Source organism: Streptomyces sp. NTH33 (assembly GCF_003236365.1).
In the GTDB taxonomy this organism is placed as follows: domain Bacteria; phylum Actinomycetota; class Actinomycetes; order Streptomycetales; family Streptomycetaceae; genus Streptomyces.
In genome coordinates, this window is sequence record NZ_POTZ01000008.1 from 12281 (window position 1) to 28352 (window position 16072).

Here is a 16072-nt window from a genome sequence, read left to right on the forward strand (position 1 = left end):
TGTCCGCCAGAACGGGCGCCCTGGCGCTGTGGGGCGTTGCCTGGGCTACGGCCCGTCCCGGGCGACCCTCACCGCCAGACGAGCCCGCAGGCGGGCAGCGAGGGCCGCGCGTTCCGCAGGGTCCTGGGGGTTCGGGGTCATGTACGACAGGGCCACGTCCGCCAACCCGACGACCAGCAGCACCAACTCGTCCACGTCGAGCGGGTCGATGAACCCCTCGATATCGGCTTGCGGGGATTCCGCGGCCAGCGCGAGCACCGCGAGGACCCGCTGAGCGTCGCTGCTCACGGCGCCTCCCCGTCCGTCTCCGAGGCGTCCTCGGACACCGCTACGCCGATCGCCGTGGCCAGCCGGCCGAGCATCGAGCGGGCCGCGTCCACGCCCGACGAGTCGTCCTTGTCGAACCCGGCCACCCGGACGTGTGCGCCGACCAGGCCCGCGATGGCACGGGCGCCGTCGAGGAACGCCCGGTTGTCCTCCGAGGCGTGCATGCGGGCGCGGGCCGTCTGCACGTCGTCGAGCAGCGCCCCGGCCAGCCCGACCCTGGTCGCCTTCATGTCGACGACCCGGGCCTTCACCGCGGCCTCGGTCGCCGACCGATCGAACGTCACGCCCTCGTCCGCGCAGATCCGCGTCACGGATGCGGTGGACACCCCGGTCTGCCGGGTGATCTCGTTACGCGCCACGCCCTCCCGGGCCAGGCGCAGCACCTCATCCCGCTTGTCCTCGGGGATGGGGACGGCTGGAGACACTGGGCACCTCCTCTTCTCCCTCGCGCGTGCAGGGGGTTGTACTGGTACACATCCGGCCGGAGTCACGCCGCGTATCCGGGGGGTCGATCTGGCCGCGCTGGAGTTTTGCGGCGTGCCGCGCGGCGAGCCCGTGTTCGCGTGCTTCGGCGAGTTCTGCGCGCTGCTGGCGCTGCTGTTCGCGCTTGCGTCGGGCGGCGGCTATCCGGGCGGCTACGGCCTGGTCGACGTGGGAGGTCATGCGGCATCGCATCCGGGGTGTGTGGCCTGTCCGGGCTCGAGGGGTTCGAACGGGAAGCCGCAGCCGGCGCACTTCGGGTAGGCGTCATTGGAGAGTGGGCGCATTTCAGCGTCCATAGCGTCCCTAGCGTCCATCACTCCGGAAACACGCTGGTCAGAGCGGGTGCGAGGGGTGGACGCTGAGAACAGGGCAGCGTCCATGCCAGCGTCCACAGCGTCCATGCCGGGAGCAGGGGTGGACGCTACAGCGTCCATGCCAGCGTCCACCCCGTTTCCGCTGGTCACCGCGCCTTTTTCGTCGCCGCTGGACGCTGTGGACGCTGTGGCGGACCTTCTCTCTGCTGTTGCCGTCAGCTTGTACAGCCGCTGCCGCTTCGGCGCCGGGCCGCGCTGGGAGTCGTCGACCTCGATCCCGATGGTGCGCAGAGCCGGGGCGAGCCGCTTGAGCTGGCCGCCGGCCCGTGTGGAGTCCTTGGGCCACTTCTTCGGCAGTTTGTCCGGGGTGGCCACCGTGTCGAGGATCTGCTGTGTGGTGAGGGACAGTCCTTCCGGGCCGGCCTTGTCGACCAGGGCGACCACGGCTTGCGCGAACGGCTCGCCGTCGAGGACGTCGGCCACCGCGTCGCGGGCGCTGGCCTTGTAGCTCTCCATGGTCTTCCACTCCATGACTTGGTCGACCGCGGCGAGGATGCGGGCGAAGTCGGCCATGCGGGGGCGTTCCGTCAGTACGACGTCCGGGAGAACCTTCAGAACCTTGGCGAGCAGGTCGAACAGGCTGGCCAGGATTGAGGCGTGCGCATCGGCGTATGCCTGGTCCATCTCCCCTTCCTCGCGCCGTTTGGCGTCGGGGATGGTGTGCAGCTCGATCGTCACCAGGCGTTCGGCGAGGTCGCCCGCGAGGGCCCCCGCATCGATCGTGGTCATGGCCAGCACACGGCGGAACTCCAGCACGACGACGTCATCGTCGGTGTACAGCGCGCGGTCGACGATGCCGTCCCCGGTCACGGCCCGGCACAGTGCGTCGGACAGCCAGTCGGGGATGATCGAGACGTTGTCGAGGCACAGGGCCCACGAGTTGAACGCCTGCGTTGCCCACGCCTTGATGTCCCGCGGCGCCGTGCGCTTGGGAGCGCCGGACGGGTCGACAAGGCCGATGACCATCTTCGCCGCGTAGGACTTGCCGGTGCCCTGCTCCCCACGGAACGTGAGGATCGGGTGCGGCAGGTCCGGGATGAAGCAGGCGACCAGCCAGGCGACCAGCAGATGGAAGCCTTCCTCGTCGGTGTTGAGCAGGTCTTGCAGCTTGGTCAGGCCGTCACCTTCGCGGATCGGTTCGGGCAACGGCTTCATGGCGCCGGACCTGCGGAACAGGACGGGAGAGGTCGGCTCACGCTGCCATCCATCGGGGCCGATCGTGACGCAGCGCCCTTCCGGCGTGGCGAGGTCGACCACGATGCGTTCCTCGTGCCGTGCCACCCGCAGGTGCAGCTGCCGCGGCTCGGCATCTGCGGCCACGCCCTCCAGCACGGTCATGGCGTCCGCGAGCGCCGACTGAGACGGGACGGAACCACCGTTGGCGTCGGTGAACTCGCGGCTGAGCCGGGAGCGCAGCCCTGCCTTGCCCCGCAGCGCGAAGACGGTCATCGGGCCGTCCTTGGCGACCGCGTAGGGCCGGCCGTCCTCGGACATGAACAGGTCGTACCGTTCGCGGGCGAGGGCCGCGAGCTGCGACGCCTGCGAGGGGCCGCGCCCCTTGCTCTCGGGCTCGTCGATGCCGTTGTCCTGCAGGATGGCGCGGGCCTGGTCGGTTGTGTTCTGGTCGTTCACCGGGCGGCCCTCGATCGGTAGGCGGACGTGATGGTCTGGCGGGCCTCTGCTTCGGACAGACCGATGTGTGTGGCAGCGTCGAGCAGGGCGGAAGCGATGTTGGGGGGAGCGGCCGTCATCTGCTCGAACGCGCGGCAAGCGGCCCAGTACAGGCGGTTGTTCCGCTGCTTGGGCTGGGACTCGAGGACGAACCGCACCAGTGGGGTGAGCCGCCCGGACGCCTTGCGCGGTCCTTGCGCGGGTACGGCTGTGGGGCGCTCGGGCGCGGCCTGCAGCGCGGTCAACAGCCATGCGGGCGCGGGCGCCGGCTGCTGCTCGGGGTCGACGAGTTCGTAGATGACGCCGGTGGCGTGAACGGAGCCGGGGCCGATGACGTAGGCGTTGCCGGCGCGCACGTCGCCGTCGAACCGCCCCCGCAGGGAGCCGAGGCCGTTGCCCAGCTTCATCGTGCGGGGGGCCCACAAGTAATCGTGGTAGCCCTTTGCCGTGGTGACTCGCATGGTGGGCAGCCACTTGCGACCGAGCGCTGCCGCTGTGTCCTCAATCGCCCCGGGCCGATCGGAGTCGACGACCAGCAGCCGCTCACCTGCAGGCCCGCGGCAGGCGCCCACGGCGATGCCGATGTTGTGCTGCTGAGTGTGGAACCAGTAGGCCAGTTTGGCGCGGTCGGTGGAGTGGTTGCGGGTGAAGGCCACGGCAGGGTGCTTGCCGCGGTCGGTGCAGGTGGCGGGGTCGTGGCCGCGTGCCCGCCCTGCGCACTGGGGCAGGCCCGGGTGGTCGGCGGGGAAGAGGTGAAAGTCCTTGTCCGCCAGGAGCAGGGCGGAGTCGAGCATGTTCGTCACGCCGCCTCCTGCCGGTGGCCCTTGGTCTCGAGCCGGTAGGTGGCTCCGCAGGGCGCGTCCTTGACGCCGAGCGACACGTGTCGGTGCCAGGCGCGGCACTCGGGGCAGCGGGCTGCGAACTCCAGCCGGCCGGACGTCTGCATGGGTACGGGACGGGCGACGGGCAAGGCGTCGTCGCCGGGGAACAGGCCCGGCTGCTGCGCCTGGTCAGGCGTCTGCGCTACGGTGGGCACGGACTTACCGCCCGCCGCGGAGTCTTTCTGAAACGGCCCGGCTTCCCTCCGGGCCGTTTCTGCGGTGTGGCTCATGCCGCGGCGCCCCCGTTCTGCTCTTCACGCAGACGCTCCAGGTACTCGTTCAGCGCAGCGACCGGGATGTACCGGCGGGAGCCGATCTTGATGCTCTGGAGCTCTCCCGTCTTGATCAGAGCGAAGAGAGTCGTCCGGCCGATGCCAGAGGCACTGACGGTTTCAGGGATAGACAGATTGATCTTCGGAATGAGCGTGCTGCCCACAACCCCTCCTGCGTAAGCGGGTCACTTACGCATGAACGTAGCCGTCCAGCGCGGTGCGCGCAAGTACGTGGTGTCACTTGCGCACCGCATGGCACAGTGCGACCATGCCCGCATGTATCGCTTTGGAGACTGGCAACTCTCGTACCGGCCAGGCGGCTGGGTCAGGGCCGCAGAGACAGGCGGGATGGTCGTCTACCTGCAGTTCCGTCCCGCCGGGCCCAACGACGCGCAGCGCCTTGACCCGCATGCGGTGGTGGTGAAGTCCGACGAAGCAATCAGCGGCCGCTCGTGGCGCCGAGTCCCGTTCGCCGAAATCGGCATTCATGCCTCACTGCCCGGTGTGCACCAGGTGCTAACGAAGCCCGGAGGCGCCGAAGCGCCGACGCTGGACTCGCTAGAGCAGTACTTCACGGAGACGGCAGATCAGTACGGCAACCTTGGCGGCACGATCCCTTACGGCAAGACCGTGATCTCTGACGACCCATCCGACCCCGCAACTCCCCTTCCGATGATTCAGGCGCCCGAGGGCCGCATCACTGACGAGTTCCTGCAGGATGTCGCGGAGGCTTACCGCTGGTTCGTCTCCGCCAAGAGAGCGCCGGCCCCTGGCATCGCAGAGCTGTCGGGCGCCCCGGTGCGAACCGTCCATCGCTGGGTCAGCGAAGCCAGGAAGCGGGAGTTCCTTCCTCCCGCACGAAGGGGGCAGGCGGGATGAGCAATCGACGTGGCAATGGGGAGTCGTCGATCTACTTCTCTGAGTCCGACGGGAAGTGGCACGGCTGGGTCACGGTCGGTACGAAGCCGGACGGCCGCCCGGACCGGCGCCACCGCATGGCCGCGACCGAGGCGGAAGTGCGGGAGAAGGTCAAAGCGCTGGAGAAGCAGCGGGCCGCGGGCAAGGTCCGCAAGGCAGGCCGGCCGCCGACCGTCGAGCAGTGGATGGATACCTTCCTGAACACCGTGTGCGCTCGGAAGGTCGAGGACGGCTCGATGGCCCCGCGGACGCTGGACGACTACCGCAGCAAGGCGCAGCTGTACATCGTCCCCGGCATCGGGAAGCACCGCATCGACCGGCTCGCCGCCGAACACCTCGACAAGCTGTACCTCGACCTGCTGCGCCGGCCCCTCGCCAGCTCGACCGTGCTGAAGGTGCACCGGATCATCTCTCGCGCGCTGAAGGTGGCGATGCAGCGGGAGATCATCAGCCGGAATGTGGCGACCCTGCTGGACGCGCCATCGGCCGAAGAGATCGAGATCGAGCCGCTCACCCGTGATGAAGCCCGCGCGGTGCTTGTCGAGGCTGAGCAGCGACGCAACGGCTCCCGGTGGTCCGTGGCCCTTGCGATGGGGCTGCGACAGGGGGAGGCGCTGGGGCTGCGCTGGACGTACCTCGACCTCGATGAGGGCGTGATGAAGGTCTGGTGGCAGCTGCAGCGGCTGAAGTGGCGGCACGGCTGCGAGGATCCGCACGCCTGCGGCGAGAAGCACCACCGGAAGGCGTGCCGGAAGAACTGCACCGCGCACAAGAGCTACAAGCGCGGCTGCCCGAAGCCCTGCCCGAAGGACTGTACGGGGCATGAGAAGGCGTGCCCGGAGCGCAAGGATGGCGGTCTGGTCTTCCGGGCGCCGAAGGGCCGCAACAAGCGCACGGCGCCGATTCCGCCGCCCCTTATCCCCCTGCTGAAGGCGCAGCGCACCGCGCAGAAGCGGGAGCGCCTGGCGGCGGCCGACGTGTGGGAGGACCACGACTTGGTGTTCGCTCAGCCCAACGGCCGGCCGATCGATCCGCGGCGGGATTGGGAGGAGTGGCAGGACATCTTGAAGGCTGCGGGCCTCGAGGCGAAGCGCGTGCACGACGGCCGCCACACGGCGGGGACGCTCCTCACGGAGAACGGGGTTGGACTCCGGGTCGTCATGGAGCTGCTCGGGCACTCGCAGTTGCGCGTGACGCAGCGGTACACCCACGTCGGTTCGCCGCTCGCGGAGGACGCTGCCGTGAAGATGGGAGCGGCCCTGTGGGGGTGATCGTTAAGCGGTCGAATGCAACTGGTTGTGCAACTGGAGATCAAAAAGACCTGCGGCTTCCGGGAAGAAACCGCAGGTCAGAGGTGGAGCCCCCTGTCGGATTCGAACCGACGACCTACGCATTACAAGTGCGTTGCTCTGGCCAGCTGAGCTAAGGAGGCATCGCCCACTACACGCCGTACGCGAAGGGCTGCTCCACTGTACACAGAGCGCGTTTCGCCCGGCCACGAAGTTCCACGGCTCGCGCGCCACAGAAACCGTGCGCAACCATTCGTACGTCTGTTCGTTGATCGGTCCGGCGTGCCGTTCCGAAGGTGGAGCCCGTGTCAGACCGGGCATGCGCAGCTCAGCAGGGCTGTGTGTGGTCGGCACTGGGCGATGAAGCGGGAAGCCCTGAAGTGAGGTCAAAAGTGCGGTGCTCGGCCACGCCGAAAATTTCCGCGGAGTTCGCGTGGCCTGGGCTACTGACAGAAGAGGTGGGCGCCGGGTACCGTCCTGTGCCAGTTCACCTGTGTGGACTACACCACCACCACAACGGAATCACCCGTAGTGGCAACCACCTTCCTACAACGGATCGTCCGGCACGTTCCTGCCGGTAGAAGGGGGCCCATTCGCCATGGCCACTGTTCAGTTCGACAAGGCGACCCGGATCTACCCGGGTTCCGAGAAGCCCGCCGTCGACGCGCTGGAGATCGACATCGAGGACGGCGAGTTCCTCGTCCTGGTCGGCCCGTCCGGTTGCGGCAAGTCCACCTCGCTGCGGATGCTCGCGGGGCTCGAGGACGTCAACGCCGGGGTCATCCGGATCGGTGACCGCGACGTCACCCATCTGCCGCCGAAGGACCGGGACATCGCCATGGTGTTCCAGAACTACGCGCTGTACCCGCACATGACGGTCGCCGACAACATGGGCTTCGCGCTGAAGATCGCCGGCGTGAACAAGGCGGAGATCCGGCAGAAGGTCGAGGAGGCCGCGAAAATCCTCGACCTGACCGAGTACCTGGACCGCAAGCCGAAGGCGCTCTCCGGCGGTCAGCGTCAGCGTGTCGCCATGGGCCGCGCGATCGTGCGTGAGCCGCAGGTCTTCCTCATGGACGAGCCGCTGTCCAACCTGGACGCCAAGCTCCGCGTGTCCACCCGTACGCAGATCGCCTCGCTGCAGCGCCGGCTCGGCATCACCACCGTCTACGTCACCCACGACCAGGTCGAGGCCATGACGATGGGCGACCGCGTGGCGGTGCTCAAGGACGGTCTGCTGCAACAGGTCGACTCGCCGCGCAACATGTACGACAAGCCCGCCAACCTCTTCGTGGCCGGCTTCATCGGCTCCCCGGCGATGAACCTGATCGAGGTGCCGATCACCGACGGCGGTGTGAAGTTCGGCAACAGCGTGGTGCCGGTCAACCGCGAGGCGCTGAAGGCCGCCGCCGACAAGGGCGACCGTACGGTGACGGTGGGCGTCCGGCCCGAGCACTTCGACGTGGTCGAGCTGGGCGGCGGCGGTGCGGCCGCCTCGCTGTCGAAGGACACCGAGGACGCCCCGGCCGGCCTCGCCGTCTCCGTGAACGTGGTCGAGGAGACCGGCGCCGACGGCTACGTCTACGGCAGCGTCGAGGTCGGCGGTGAGAACAAGGACCTCGTCGTCCGCGTCAACAGCCGTGCCGTCCCGGAGAAGGGCTCCACGCTGCACGTCGTGCCGCGGCCGGGCGAGACGCACGTGTTCTCGACCTCGACGGGTGAGCGCCTGTCGGACTGACGCCTTCGCGAGTAAAGCCTCAGGGCTGAAACCTCGGGACACTTCCGGGTGATTCACCCGGATTGACGGAAAGGGCCCCGCCGCCTGCCGCGGGGCCCTTTCCCATGCCCCACAATTCCTTGGCGGACGGGACATTTCGAGCAGTGTGCGTCAACTCGTCGCCAGAGGAGGCGGGGTGAGCCATCCCTCGAAGAGGTGACTAAATGTCGCCAAATCATTACCAGCGGCTACTCTGCCTGGCGTGAAGCACTCCACCACCCACCCCACGCGACGCGGCCGGGGCCCCGTTCATCGGATCGGCCGCTCACTCGCCCTTGTCCTGCCCGTCGTCCTGGTGCTCTCCGGGACCCTCGCGGTCACCCGGGTCAACTGGTCGGGGAGCCCCTCCCACTCGATGCTCACCGCGTCGGACGCGGTGGCGGCCGGAGCCCCGGCGCACGCCCGCTCCCGCGCCCCGCAGGACGTGCTGCGCGACCAGTTGCTGACCGAGCTTCAGGACAGGGACCCGGGCGTCGTCCTCACCCACCTCCAGCAGGCGGTCAACGGCCGCCCGTCCCTGGCCGGGCACTGCGCCTCCATCGCCCGCACCCTGGGCCGCGCCGCCGTGAACATCTACGGCCCCGCCCGCGCCCAGTCCTACGCCCGCCCGGTCTGCGACACGTCCTTCGCCTCCGGCGTCCAGTCCGCGCACAACTGACGGCCCCAAGGGGCCGAGCGCGGCCGGGCCGGGTGTGACCGGCCCGGCCGGCGCCGGACGGCCCCCCGGCCCGAGCGGGGGCGGCACGTACAGTTCGGGCATGACCCATCCGAATACGGCGTCCCGCCCCACTCAAGCCGTGATCCTGGCCGGAGGCCAGGGGTCACGGCTGCGCCCTTACACCGACGACCGGCCCAAGCCGATGGTCGAGATCCCCGGCACGGGCACCCCGATCATCGGTCACCAGCTCGCCTGGCTCGCCGAGGAGGGTGTGACGGACGTGGTGGTCTCCTGCGGCCACCTCGCCGAGGTCCTGCAGAAGTGGCTGAAGTCGGCGGACCTGCCGGTCCACGTCACCACCGTCGTGGAGGCCGAGCCCCTGGGCCGGGGCGGCGGCCTGAAGTTCGCCGCCGCGCACCTCCCTCACCCGGACAGGCCCTGGTACGCCACCAACGGCGACATCTGGACCCGGTTCTCGCTGCGCGACATGGCCGACTTCCACACCGAGCGCGACGCGGTCGCCACGCTCGCGCTGGCCCGCCCGCGGCTTCCCTGGGGGGCCGTGCAGACGGACGGCTTCGGGCACATCACGGACTTCATCGAGGCCCCTCCGTCGACCTTCGAGATCAACGCGGGTGTCTACGTCTTCTCGCCCGGGTTCGCCGCCCTGCTCCCGGAGCGCGGCGACCACGAGCGCACCACGTTCCCGCGTCTGGCCCGTGAACGCCGACTGGCCGGCTTCCCGATTCCGCAGGGCGCGTACTGGCGTGCCATCGACACCGCGAAGGACCTCACGGAGGCCGCGAAGGAGCTGGCGGCGCTGGGCAGGTGAGCCCGGCCCACCGCATCCCGGCCCACCGCGCCCCGATCCGGGTGCGCACGCCGACGGGGTCCCGCACGCTCGGACGACACGAGCTGTGCGGGACCCCGTCGGCGTGACAGCGAGCCGTCGTGACAGCGGTCCGGCGCCGCGCCGGTCACCCCAGCAGGCCGCCCACCAGTCCCGGCTGGCCGGAGGACGAGCTGCCACTGCCGGACCCTCCGGGGCTGCCGCTGGAACCGCTGGAACCGCTGGAGCCGCTGGAGCCGCCGCTGCCGCTGCTGCCGCTGCCGCTGCCGCCGGTGGCGGTGCCGCCGGAGGTCGGGCCCGAGCTGGTGCTGGGTGCCTGCTGGGCCGGGGCGGAGTGGCGCGGCGGGGTCTGGCCGGTGCCCTGGGTCTCGCTGGGTGTGCCACTGGTCGCGGTGCCGCTCCCGCGGGTCTCGCCGGGTGTGACGGAGGGGCCGTCGGACGGGCTTGCCGAGGAGCCGTCCTGCCGGGCCGGCGAGGCGGGCGCCGACGGCTGCCTCTGCTGCCGTTCGCCCGGCTTCCGGGGCAGCGGTGAGCCGGGCCGTTCGTTGCGCGGGGCTTCACCGGGTCCGGGTACGACCACGCGGTCGGCGTCGCGTACGGCACCGCCCAGGGTCGAGCCGACCAGCAGGGTGAGGCCGGTGACGACGACGGTGAGCAGGGCGCCGCGGCGCAGGACGAACTGGCGCAGCTCCCAGATGTCGGAGCGTGGGCCGAGCCGTCGCCAGGCGAGGGCGGCGAGGCGGCCGTCGACGGAGTAGACGGGGGCGCCGGCGATGATCAGCGGGGACCAGGCGGCGAGGTAGATGATGTCCGGGGCGTCGTAGACGGGGGCGGTCTTCCAGCTGACGGTGACGATGAGCGCGGCCGACAGCAGCGCGCCGATCGCCGCGGCGACCCGCTGCCAGCAGCCCAGGATCGTGAGGACTCCGACGATGACCTGGAGGAAGGCGATGGCGAGTCCGGAGCCGACGGGGTGGTGGAGGGCGAACTGGCGCAGTGGTTCGGCGGCGTCCCAGGGGTGCAGGGAGTTGAGCCACTTGACCATGGAGCCGCGTGTGCCGCCGTCGAAGTAGAGCGGGTCGCAGAGCTTGCTCATGCCGGCGTAGACGGTGATGCCGCCGAGGAAGACGCGCAGCGGGAGCAGGACGACGCCGAGGTTCATGCGGCGGCCGGGGTAGTAGGCGTGCCGGGAGGGGTCGTCGGCGTGCCGCCTGCCGGGCCGGCGCGCGTACTCGGCGGCCGCGTCCTGCGCGTCGTGTTCCCCGTACTCCCCGTACTCCCCGTGCTCGTCGTACTCGCGGTACTGGCCGTACTCCCCGTGTCCGGCGTACTGGTCGTCCGTGAAGTCTGCTTCGCCGTAAGGCGGTTGGCCGTACCCCGCGCCGCCGTGTCCGGTGCCGCCGTACCCCGCACGGTCGTACGCCGGCTCCTCGTACGCGCTGCCCGCGGTCCGCATGTGCGGCAGCAGCCGGGTCTCGCCGGGTGCGGGCGGGCGCGGGGCGCCGACGACGGGGATCTCGACGGTCTCGTCGAGATCGGCGTAGGGGGCGGCGCCGTAGCCCGGAGTGGTGCCGAGGCGTGGGACGACCTGCGTGGCCATGGTGTCGGTGGGCGTCTCGTCGGCGTACTGGACGCTTCCGCTGCGTACGGCCTGCAGCAGCCGGTGGGCGCCGGTGTCGTCGGGTGCGGACCTGCCGCTCCAGACGACCGGGCGGCGTTGGGCGGCGGCCCCGGCCCGGCCCGCCGTGCCGACGGCGGGCGTGCGGGCCGCGTACTGGGCGCCGCTCGGGTGCCAGGCGGTACGCGGGAACAGGGTGCGCCGTGAGGAGGCGCCCAACTGCACGCGGAAACTGGCGTTGTTGACGATGACCTGCGCCGGATCGCTCGGCACCTTCACCATGCTCAGCGCGGGAGCGTCGTCGTACCCCGACGAGCGGTCCCCCGTGGGTGTGCGGGGTGTTCTGGTGTCCACACTCATCTAACCGAGTGATGAGGTGTTAGGACACTGCCTTGACGCGTCGGATCTGTCCGGACCGCGTCAAGGGTGTGCCGGGCGCCCGGTCACGCGCGCCTGCGCGCCGCCTCGTACAGCACGATCCCGGCCGCCACACCGGCGTTGAGCGACTCCGCCCCGCCCGGCATCGGGATCCGCACCCGCAGGTCGCAGGTCTCGCCGACCAGCCGGGACAGGCCCTTGCCCTCGCTGCCGACGACGATGACGACGGGGCCCTCCAGGGCGTCCAGGTCGCCGAGTTCGACGTCGCCGTCCGCGGCGAGGCCGACGACGGTGATGCCCGCCTTCTGGTACGTCTCCAGGGCGCGCGTCAGGTTGGTGGCGCGGGCGACGGGCGTACGGGCGGCCGTGCCGGCGGAGGTCTTCCAGGCACCGGCGGTCATGCCGGCCGCGCGCCGTTCGGGAACGACCACGCCGTGTCCGCCGAAGGCGGAGACGGAGCGGACGACCGCGCCGAGGTTGCGCGGGTCGGTCACCCCGTCGAGGGCGACGATCAGCGGGTCCTCGCCGGCGTCGTGGGCGGCGTCGGCCAGGTCCTCGGGGTGGGCGTACTCGTAGGGCGGGACCTGGAGGACGAGACCCTGGTGGTTGAGCCCGTTCGTCATCCGGTCGAGCTCGGGGCGCGGGGCCTCCATGAGGTTGATGCCGCCGCGTTCGGCCGCGAGCTGGAGTGCCTCGCGCACGCGCTCGTCGTTGTCGATGAACTGCTGGACGTAGAGCGTGGAGGCGGGCACGCCCTCGCGCAGCGCCTCGACGACCGGGTTGCGTCCGACGACGAACTCGGAGGAGGAGCGGCCCGAGCCGCGCCGCTGCTGCGGGCGGCCGCCCTGGGCGCGGCGGGCCTTGGCCTGTGCGGCGCGCTGCTTGGCGTGGCCCTTGCGCATCTCGGCGGGGGGTGTGGGGCCCTTGCCCTCCAGGCCTCGGCGCCGCTTGCCGCCGCTGCCGACCTGGGCGCCCTTCTTGCCGGACATGCGGCGGTTGTTCCCGGCCATGACCTACCTGTCTGTTGAAAGCGTCGTCTGTACGTCTGTGAATATGAAGACGTCTATGAAGCGTACGTCCATGGAGTGTGCCGCCCGTGGGGTCGGGCGGCACAGTCGGTCTTCGGTGCCCACGCGGGGCTCAGCGTGAGCCGAGGCTCCAGCGGGGTCCCTCCGGGCTGTCCTCGATGACCAGGCCGGACTGGTTGAGCTGGTCGCGGATGGCGTCGGCGGTGGGCCAGTCCTTGCGGGCGCGGGCGGCCTCGCGCTGGTCCAGGACCATGCGGACCAGGGTGTCGACCACGCCGTGGAGGTCTTCGCCGCGGTCGCCGCTCTCGCCGGCCCAGTGCTCGTCGAGCGGGTCGAGGCCGAGGACGCCGAGCATGGCGCGTACCTCGGCGAGGCGGGCCACGGCAGCTTCCTTGTCGTCGGCCGCGAGGGCGCTGTTGCCCTGGCGGACGGTGGTGTGGACGACGGCGAGCGCCTGGGGGACGCCGAGGTCGTCGTCCATGGCCTCGGCGAAGGCGGGCGGGACCTGGTCGGCGGGCTCGACCGGGCCGGCCTTCTCCACCACGCGCTGGATGAAGCCCTCGATGCGGGCGAAGGCGGACTCGGCCTCGCGCAGCGACTCCTCGCTGTACTCGATCATCGAGCGGTAGTGCGGGGTGCCGAGGTAGTAGCGCAGCACGATGGGCCGCCAGTGCTTGACCATCTCGGAGACCAGCACGCTGTTGCCGAGCGACTTGGACATCTTGTCGCCGGCCATGGTCACCCAGGCGTTGTGCACCCAGTACTGGGCGAAGTCGTCGCCGTAGGCCTTGGCCTGGGCGATCTCGTTCTCGTGGTGCGGGAAGATCAGGTCCAGGCCGCCGCCGTGGATGTCGAAGGCGGAGCCGAGGTACTTGTGGGCCATGGCCGAGCACTCCAGGTGCCAGCCCGGCCGGCCCTCGCCCCAGGGGGTGGGCCAGGTGGGCTCGCCGGGCTTGGCCGCCTTCCACATGGCGAAGTCGCGCGGGTCCCGCTTGCCGGTCTCGCCGGCGCCGGAGGGCTGCTGGAGGTTGTCCAGCTCCTGCCGCGACAGCTGCAGGTAGCCGGGGAAGGAGCGCACGTCGAAGTAGACGTTGCCGTCGGCGGCGTAGGCGTGACCGCGCTCGATGAGGCCCTGCATCATCTCGACCATCTCCGGCACGTGGCCGGTGGCGCGGGGCTCGTAGGTGGGGGGCAGGCAGCCGAGGGCGGCGTAGCCGTCGTCGAAGGCGCGCTCGTTGTTGTAGCCGATCGCCCACCAGGGGCGGTTCTGCTCGTGCGCCTTGGCGATGATCTTGTCGTCGATGTCGGTGACGTTGCGGATGAACGTCACCTCATAGCCGCGGTAGGTGAACCAGCGGCGCATGATGTCGAAGTTCAGCCCCGAGCGGATGTGTCCGATGTGCGGGGCCGCCTGCACGGTGGCACCGCACAGGTAGATCGAGACACAGCCCGGCTTGAGCGGGGTGAAGTCACGGATCTGCCGGGCGTTGGTGTCGTACAGGCGAATAGTCACGCCTCCAGGGTAGTGGGCCGCGGGGAGTGCCTCGCACTCATTCCCGCGGACCCGCCGCGCGTGCGTGACCTCGACCGGCCGCCGGCCGGCCGTCAGAGCCTCCCGGCGACCTTCCTCCGGCCGGACCCGCACCACCACCCGGTCGGCGTCCCGGGCCGAGGAGGGGTTGCCCCGTCCAACAGCGGGCTCCGCCCGCAGGCGGCGTACTTCACTCGACCCGGACCCGGCAGCCCTACAGCCTCCCCGCGACCTTCTCCGGCCGGACCCGCACCACCACCCGGTCGGCGTCCTGGGCCGAGGACGGGTTGAACTCCGCGTACTTCTTGCCGGTGTACTTCAGGGACAGCTGGTCGATGAGTTCCCGGGCGCCCTCGGTGGTGAGTTCGGCGGTGCCGCGGATCTCGGCGTACTCGTAGGGCGACTCGGGGTCCAGGACGACGACGCTGACGCGGGGGTCGCGGTCGAGGTTCAGCTTCTTGCGGCGGTCGGCGGTGGTGGAGATGAGGAGGTCGTCGCCGTCCCGCTTCACCCAGACCGGGGACAGTTGCGGGCTGCCGTCGGGCTGGATGGTGCCGACGACGACGAAGACGGGGCCGTCGAGCAGTGACTTGATCCGGTCGGACAGGGCGGCGGACATGGGGGCACCTCCGTGAGCCGGGGCAGTGGCGGCCTGTGCGGGTACCCTCGCACGCTCTCAGCTCACCCGCACCACGAGCGCCGTGGCCACCGCCATCAGACCCTCGCCCCGGCCGGGGAAGCCGAGCCCGTCGGTGGTCGCGCCGGAGACGGTGACCGGCGCGCCGGCCGCCTCGGAGAGGATCTTCTGGGCCTCCTCGCGCCGCTTGCCGATCTTCGGCCGGGGGCCGACGACCTGTACGGCGACGTTGCCGATCCGGAAGCCCGCCGCGCGGACGATCCGTGCGGCCTCCGTCAGGAGCGTGACCCCGGACGCGCCCGACCATTCGGGGCGCCCGGTACCGAAGTGCTGTCCGAGGTCGCCGAGGCCGGCGGCGGAGAACAGCGCGTTGCACGCGGCGTGCGCGACGACGTCGGCGTCGGAGTGCCCGGCCAGTCCGGGGCCCTCGTCCTCCCACTTCAGGCCCGCGCACCACAGTTCGCGGCCGTCCTCGAAGGCGTGGATGTCGGTGCCGATGCCGACCTGGGGCAGCAGGGGTGCGTCAGAAGCCATCGTTGAGCCTCCGGCGGGCCAGGACCGCCTCCGCGAGGATCAGGTCCAGTGGGCGGGTGACCTTGAACGCCTCCTCGTGGCCGGGCACGGTCACGACCGGCTCCCCGAGCTGTTCGACCATGCTCGCGTCGTCGGTGACGTCGTCGGTGACCGTCTCGTGGGCGCGGATCAGCGTCGCCCGGTCGAAGCCCTGTGGGGTCTGTACGGCGCGCAGCCGCGACCGGTCGGGCGTGGCGACGACCGGTTCGGGCCCGCCCGGCGTGGGCTCGACCTGCTTGACGGTGTCCGCGAGCGGCAGTGCCGGCACGACGGCGACGGCTCCGTCCCGTACGGCCTCGATGACCGCGTCCACGGTGTCCACCGGTACCAGCGGGCGGGCCGCGTCGTGCACGAGGACGATCTCGTGGCCGGGCGGCAGCGCGTCGAGGCCGAGCCCGACGGACTCCTGGCGGGTCTCGCCGCCGGGTACGACGAGGACGTCGGTGCGCTCGGGCAGGGGGTGGGCGTCGAGGAGCGACTTGACCTCGGCGGTGCCGTCGGGCGGGGCGACGACGATGACGAGGGAGACGGCGCGGGAGGCGGCCATGGCCCGCACCGCGTGGACGAGCATGGGCGTGCCGCCCAGGGTGCGCAGCGCCTTGGGGGCACCCGGACCGAGGCGTACGCCCCGGCCGGCGGCCGGGATCACGGCGGCGACGGGCACTCCCGGCCGGCCGGCCGTGGGCGAGGGGCGCGAATCGTCAGACATCGGTTCCTGTCAGGTTTGTGTTCCGGCCCGGCGTGGGTATGGCCTGGGGGTAGTAGCCCCCGCTCGTGGAGCGCGGGGAGTGCCGGGCGCGAGGCCTT

General features: G+C 70.8%; 17 protein-coding genes and 1 tRNA gene. 5 read left to right on the forward strand and 13 right to left on the reverse strand.

The genetic code is table 11. The features are described from left to right. Window positions 1-45 precede the first annotated feature (45 nt). The 6 genes from C1I97_RS01615 to C1I97_RS01645 all read right to left on the reverse strand — a co-directional run bounded on the left by C1I97_RS01615 (window position 46) and on the right by C1I97_RS01645 (window position 4172). Complete coding sequence (locus C1I97_RS01615; RefSeq protein WP_111001418.1) at window positions 46-288, reverse strand: hypothetical protein; 243 nt, start codon at window positions 286-288, stop codon at window positions 46-48. Then, on the reverse strand, window positions 285-752 hold the full coding sequence (locus C1I97_RS01620; RefSeq protein ID WP_146608134.1) for a hypothetical protein: 468 nt from the start codon (window positions 750-752) through the stop codon (window positions 285-287). Before C1I97_RS01620 ends, C1I97_RS01615 begins: the two co-directional genes overlap by 4 nt. Before the next feature lie 234 nt (window positions 753-986). Next, entirely contained in the window at window positions 987-2816 is a 1830-nt protein-coding gene (locus tag C1I97_RS01630; RefSeq protein WP_220040768.1) for an ATP-binding protein, read from the reverse strand. Beyond that, window positions 2813-3649: a bifunctional DNA primase/polymerase gene (locus tag C1I97_RS01635; RefSeq protein ID WP_258382376.1), complete on the reverse strand. Its 837-nt coding sequence runs from the start codon at window positions 3647-3649 to the stop codon at window positions 2813-2815. Before C1I97_RS01635 ends, C1I97_RS01630 begins: the two co-directional genes overlap by 4 nt. Window positions 3650-3654: 5 nt before the next feature. Then, on the reverse strand, window positions 3655-3891 hold the full coding sequence (locus C1I97_RS01640) for a hypothetical protein (protein ID WP_111001422.1): 237 nt from the start codon (window positions 3889-3891) through the stop codon (window positions 3655-3657). Between the two features lie 71 nt (window positions 3892-3962). After that, window positions 3963-4172, reverse strand: a complete 210-nt coding sequence (locus C1I97_RS01645; RefSeq protein WP_111001423.1) for a helix-turn-helix domain-containing protein — start codon at window positions 4170-4172, stop codon at window positions 3963-3965. A 31-nt stretch (window positions 4173-4203) separates the two neighbouring features. Here C1I97_RS01645 and C1I97_RS01650 point away from each other — a divergent pair, with 31 nt between their 5' ends. Next, complete coding sequence (locus C1I97_RS01650) at window positions 4204-4887, forward strand: hypothetical protein (protein WP_146608135.1); 684 nt, start codon at window positions 4204-4206, stop codon at window positions 4885-4887. Beyond that, entirely contained in the window at window positions 4884-6197 is a 1314-nt protein-coding gene (locus tag C1I97_RS01655) for a tyrosine-type recombinase/integrase (RefSeq protein ID WP_258382371.1), read from the forward strand. The genes C1I97_RS01650 and C1I97_RS01655 overlap by 4 nt, the downstream gene beginning before the upstream one ends. An 84-nt stretch (window positions 6198-6281) precedes the next feature. Here the strand turns inward: C1I97_RS01655 and C1I97_RS01660 are convergent. Further along, window positions 6282-6358, reverse strand: a tRNA-Thr gene (locus tag C1I97_RS01660). 455 nt (window positions 6359-6813) lie between these two features. Here C1I97_RS01660 and C1I97_RS01665 point away from each other — a divergent pair. The 3 genes from C1I97_RS01665 to C1I97_RS01675 all read left to right on the forward strand — a co-directional run bounded on the left by C1I97_RS01665 (window position 6814) and on the right by C1I97_RS01675 (window position 9482). Further along, window positions 6814-7953: an ABC transporter ATP-binding protein gene (locus C1I97_RS01665; protein ID WP_111001425.1), complete on the forward strand. Its 1140-nt coding sequence runs from the start codon at window positions 6814-6816 to the stop codon at window positions 7951-7953. 241 nt (window positions 7954-8194) lie between these two features. After that, on the forward strand, window positions 8195-8650 hold the full coding sequence (locus C1I97_RS01670) for a hypothetical protein (RefSeq protein WP_111001426.1): 456 nt from the start codon (window positions 8195-8197) through the stop codon (window positions 8648-8650). Between the two features lie 100 nt (window positions 8651-8750). Further along, window positions 8751-9482, forward strand: coding sequence for a nucleotidyltransferase family protein (locus C1I97_RS01675; protein WP_111001441.1), 732 nt, complete (start codon window positions 8751-8753; stop codon window positions 9480-9482). A gap of 145 nt (window positions 9483-9627) precedes the next feature. Here C1I97_RS01675 and C1I97_RS01680 read toward each other — a convergent pair whose 3' ends face one another. The 6 genes from C1I97_RS01680 to ispD form a co-directional block, all read right to left on the reverse strand. Continuing rightward, window positions 9628-11478 (reverse strand): DoxX family protein, encoded by a 1851-nt coding sequence (locus C1I97_RS01680; RefSeq protein WP_258382372.1) that lies wholly within the window; start codon window positions 11476-11478, stop codon window positions 9628-9630. Between the two features lie 83 nt (window positions 11479-11561). Continuing rightward, the gene (gene rlmB, locus C1I97_RS01685) at window positions 11562-12506 is read right to left on the reverse strand and encodes a 23S rRNA (guanosine(2251)-2'-O)-methyltransferase RlmB (RefSeq protein WP_111001428.1); all 945 of its coding nucleotides are present in this window, start codon (window positions 12504-12506) and stop codon (window positions 11562-11564) included. A gap of 130 nt (window positions 12507-12636) precedes the next feature. Continuing rightward, complete coding sequence (gene cysS, locus C1I97_RS01690) at window positions 12637-14037, reverse strand: cysteine--tRNA ligase (protein ID WP_111001442.1); 1401 nt, start codon at window positions 14035-14037, stop codon at window positions 12637-12639. A 232-nt stretch (window positions 14038-14269) separates the two neighbouring features. Continuing rightward, complete coding sequence (locus C1I97_RS01695) at window positions 14270-14674, reverse strand: PPOX class F420-dependent oxidoreductase (protein WP_111001429.1); 405 nt, start codon at window positions 14672-14674, stop codon at window positions 14270-14272. Window positions 14675-14731: 57 nt separating this feature from the next. Beyond that, a complete protein-coding gene (ispF, locus tag C1I97_RS01700) occupies window positions 14732-15226 on the reverse strand; it encodes a 2-C-methyl-D-erythritol 2,4-cyclodiphosphate synthase (RefSeq protein WP_111001430.1) in 495 nt (164 codons plus the stop codon). Then, window positions 15216-15974: a 2-C-methyl-D-erythritol 4-phosphate cytidylyltransferase gene (ispD, locus tag C1I97_RS01705; RefSeq protein WP_111001431.1), complete on the reverse strand. Its 759-nt coding sequence runs from the start codon at window positions 15972-15974 to the stop codon at window positions 15216-15218. Before ispD ends, ispF begins: the two co-directional genes overlap by 11 nt. Window positions 15975-16072 lie beyond the last annotated feature (98 nt).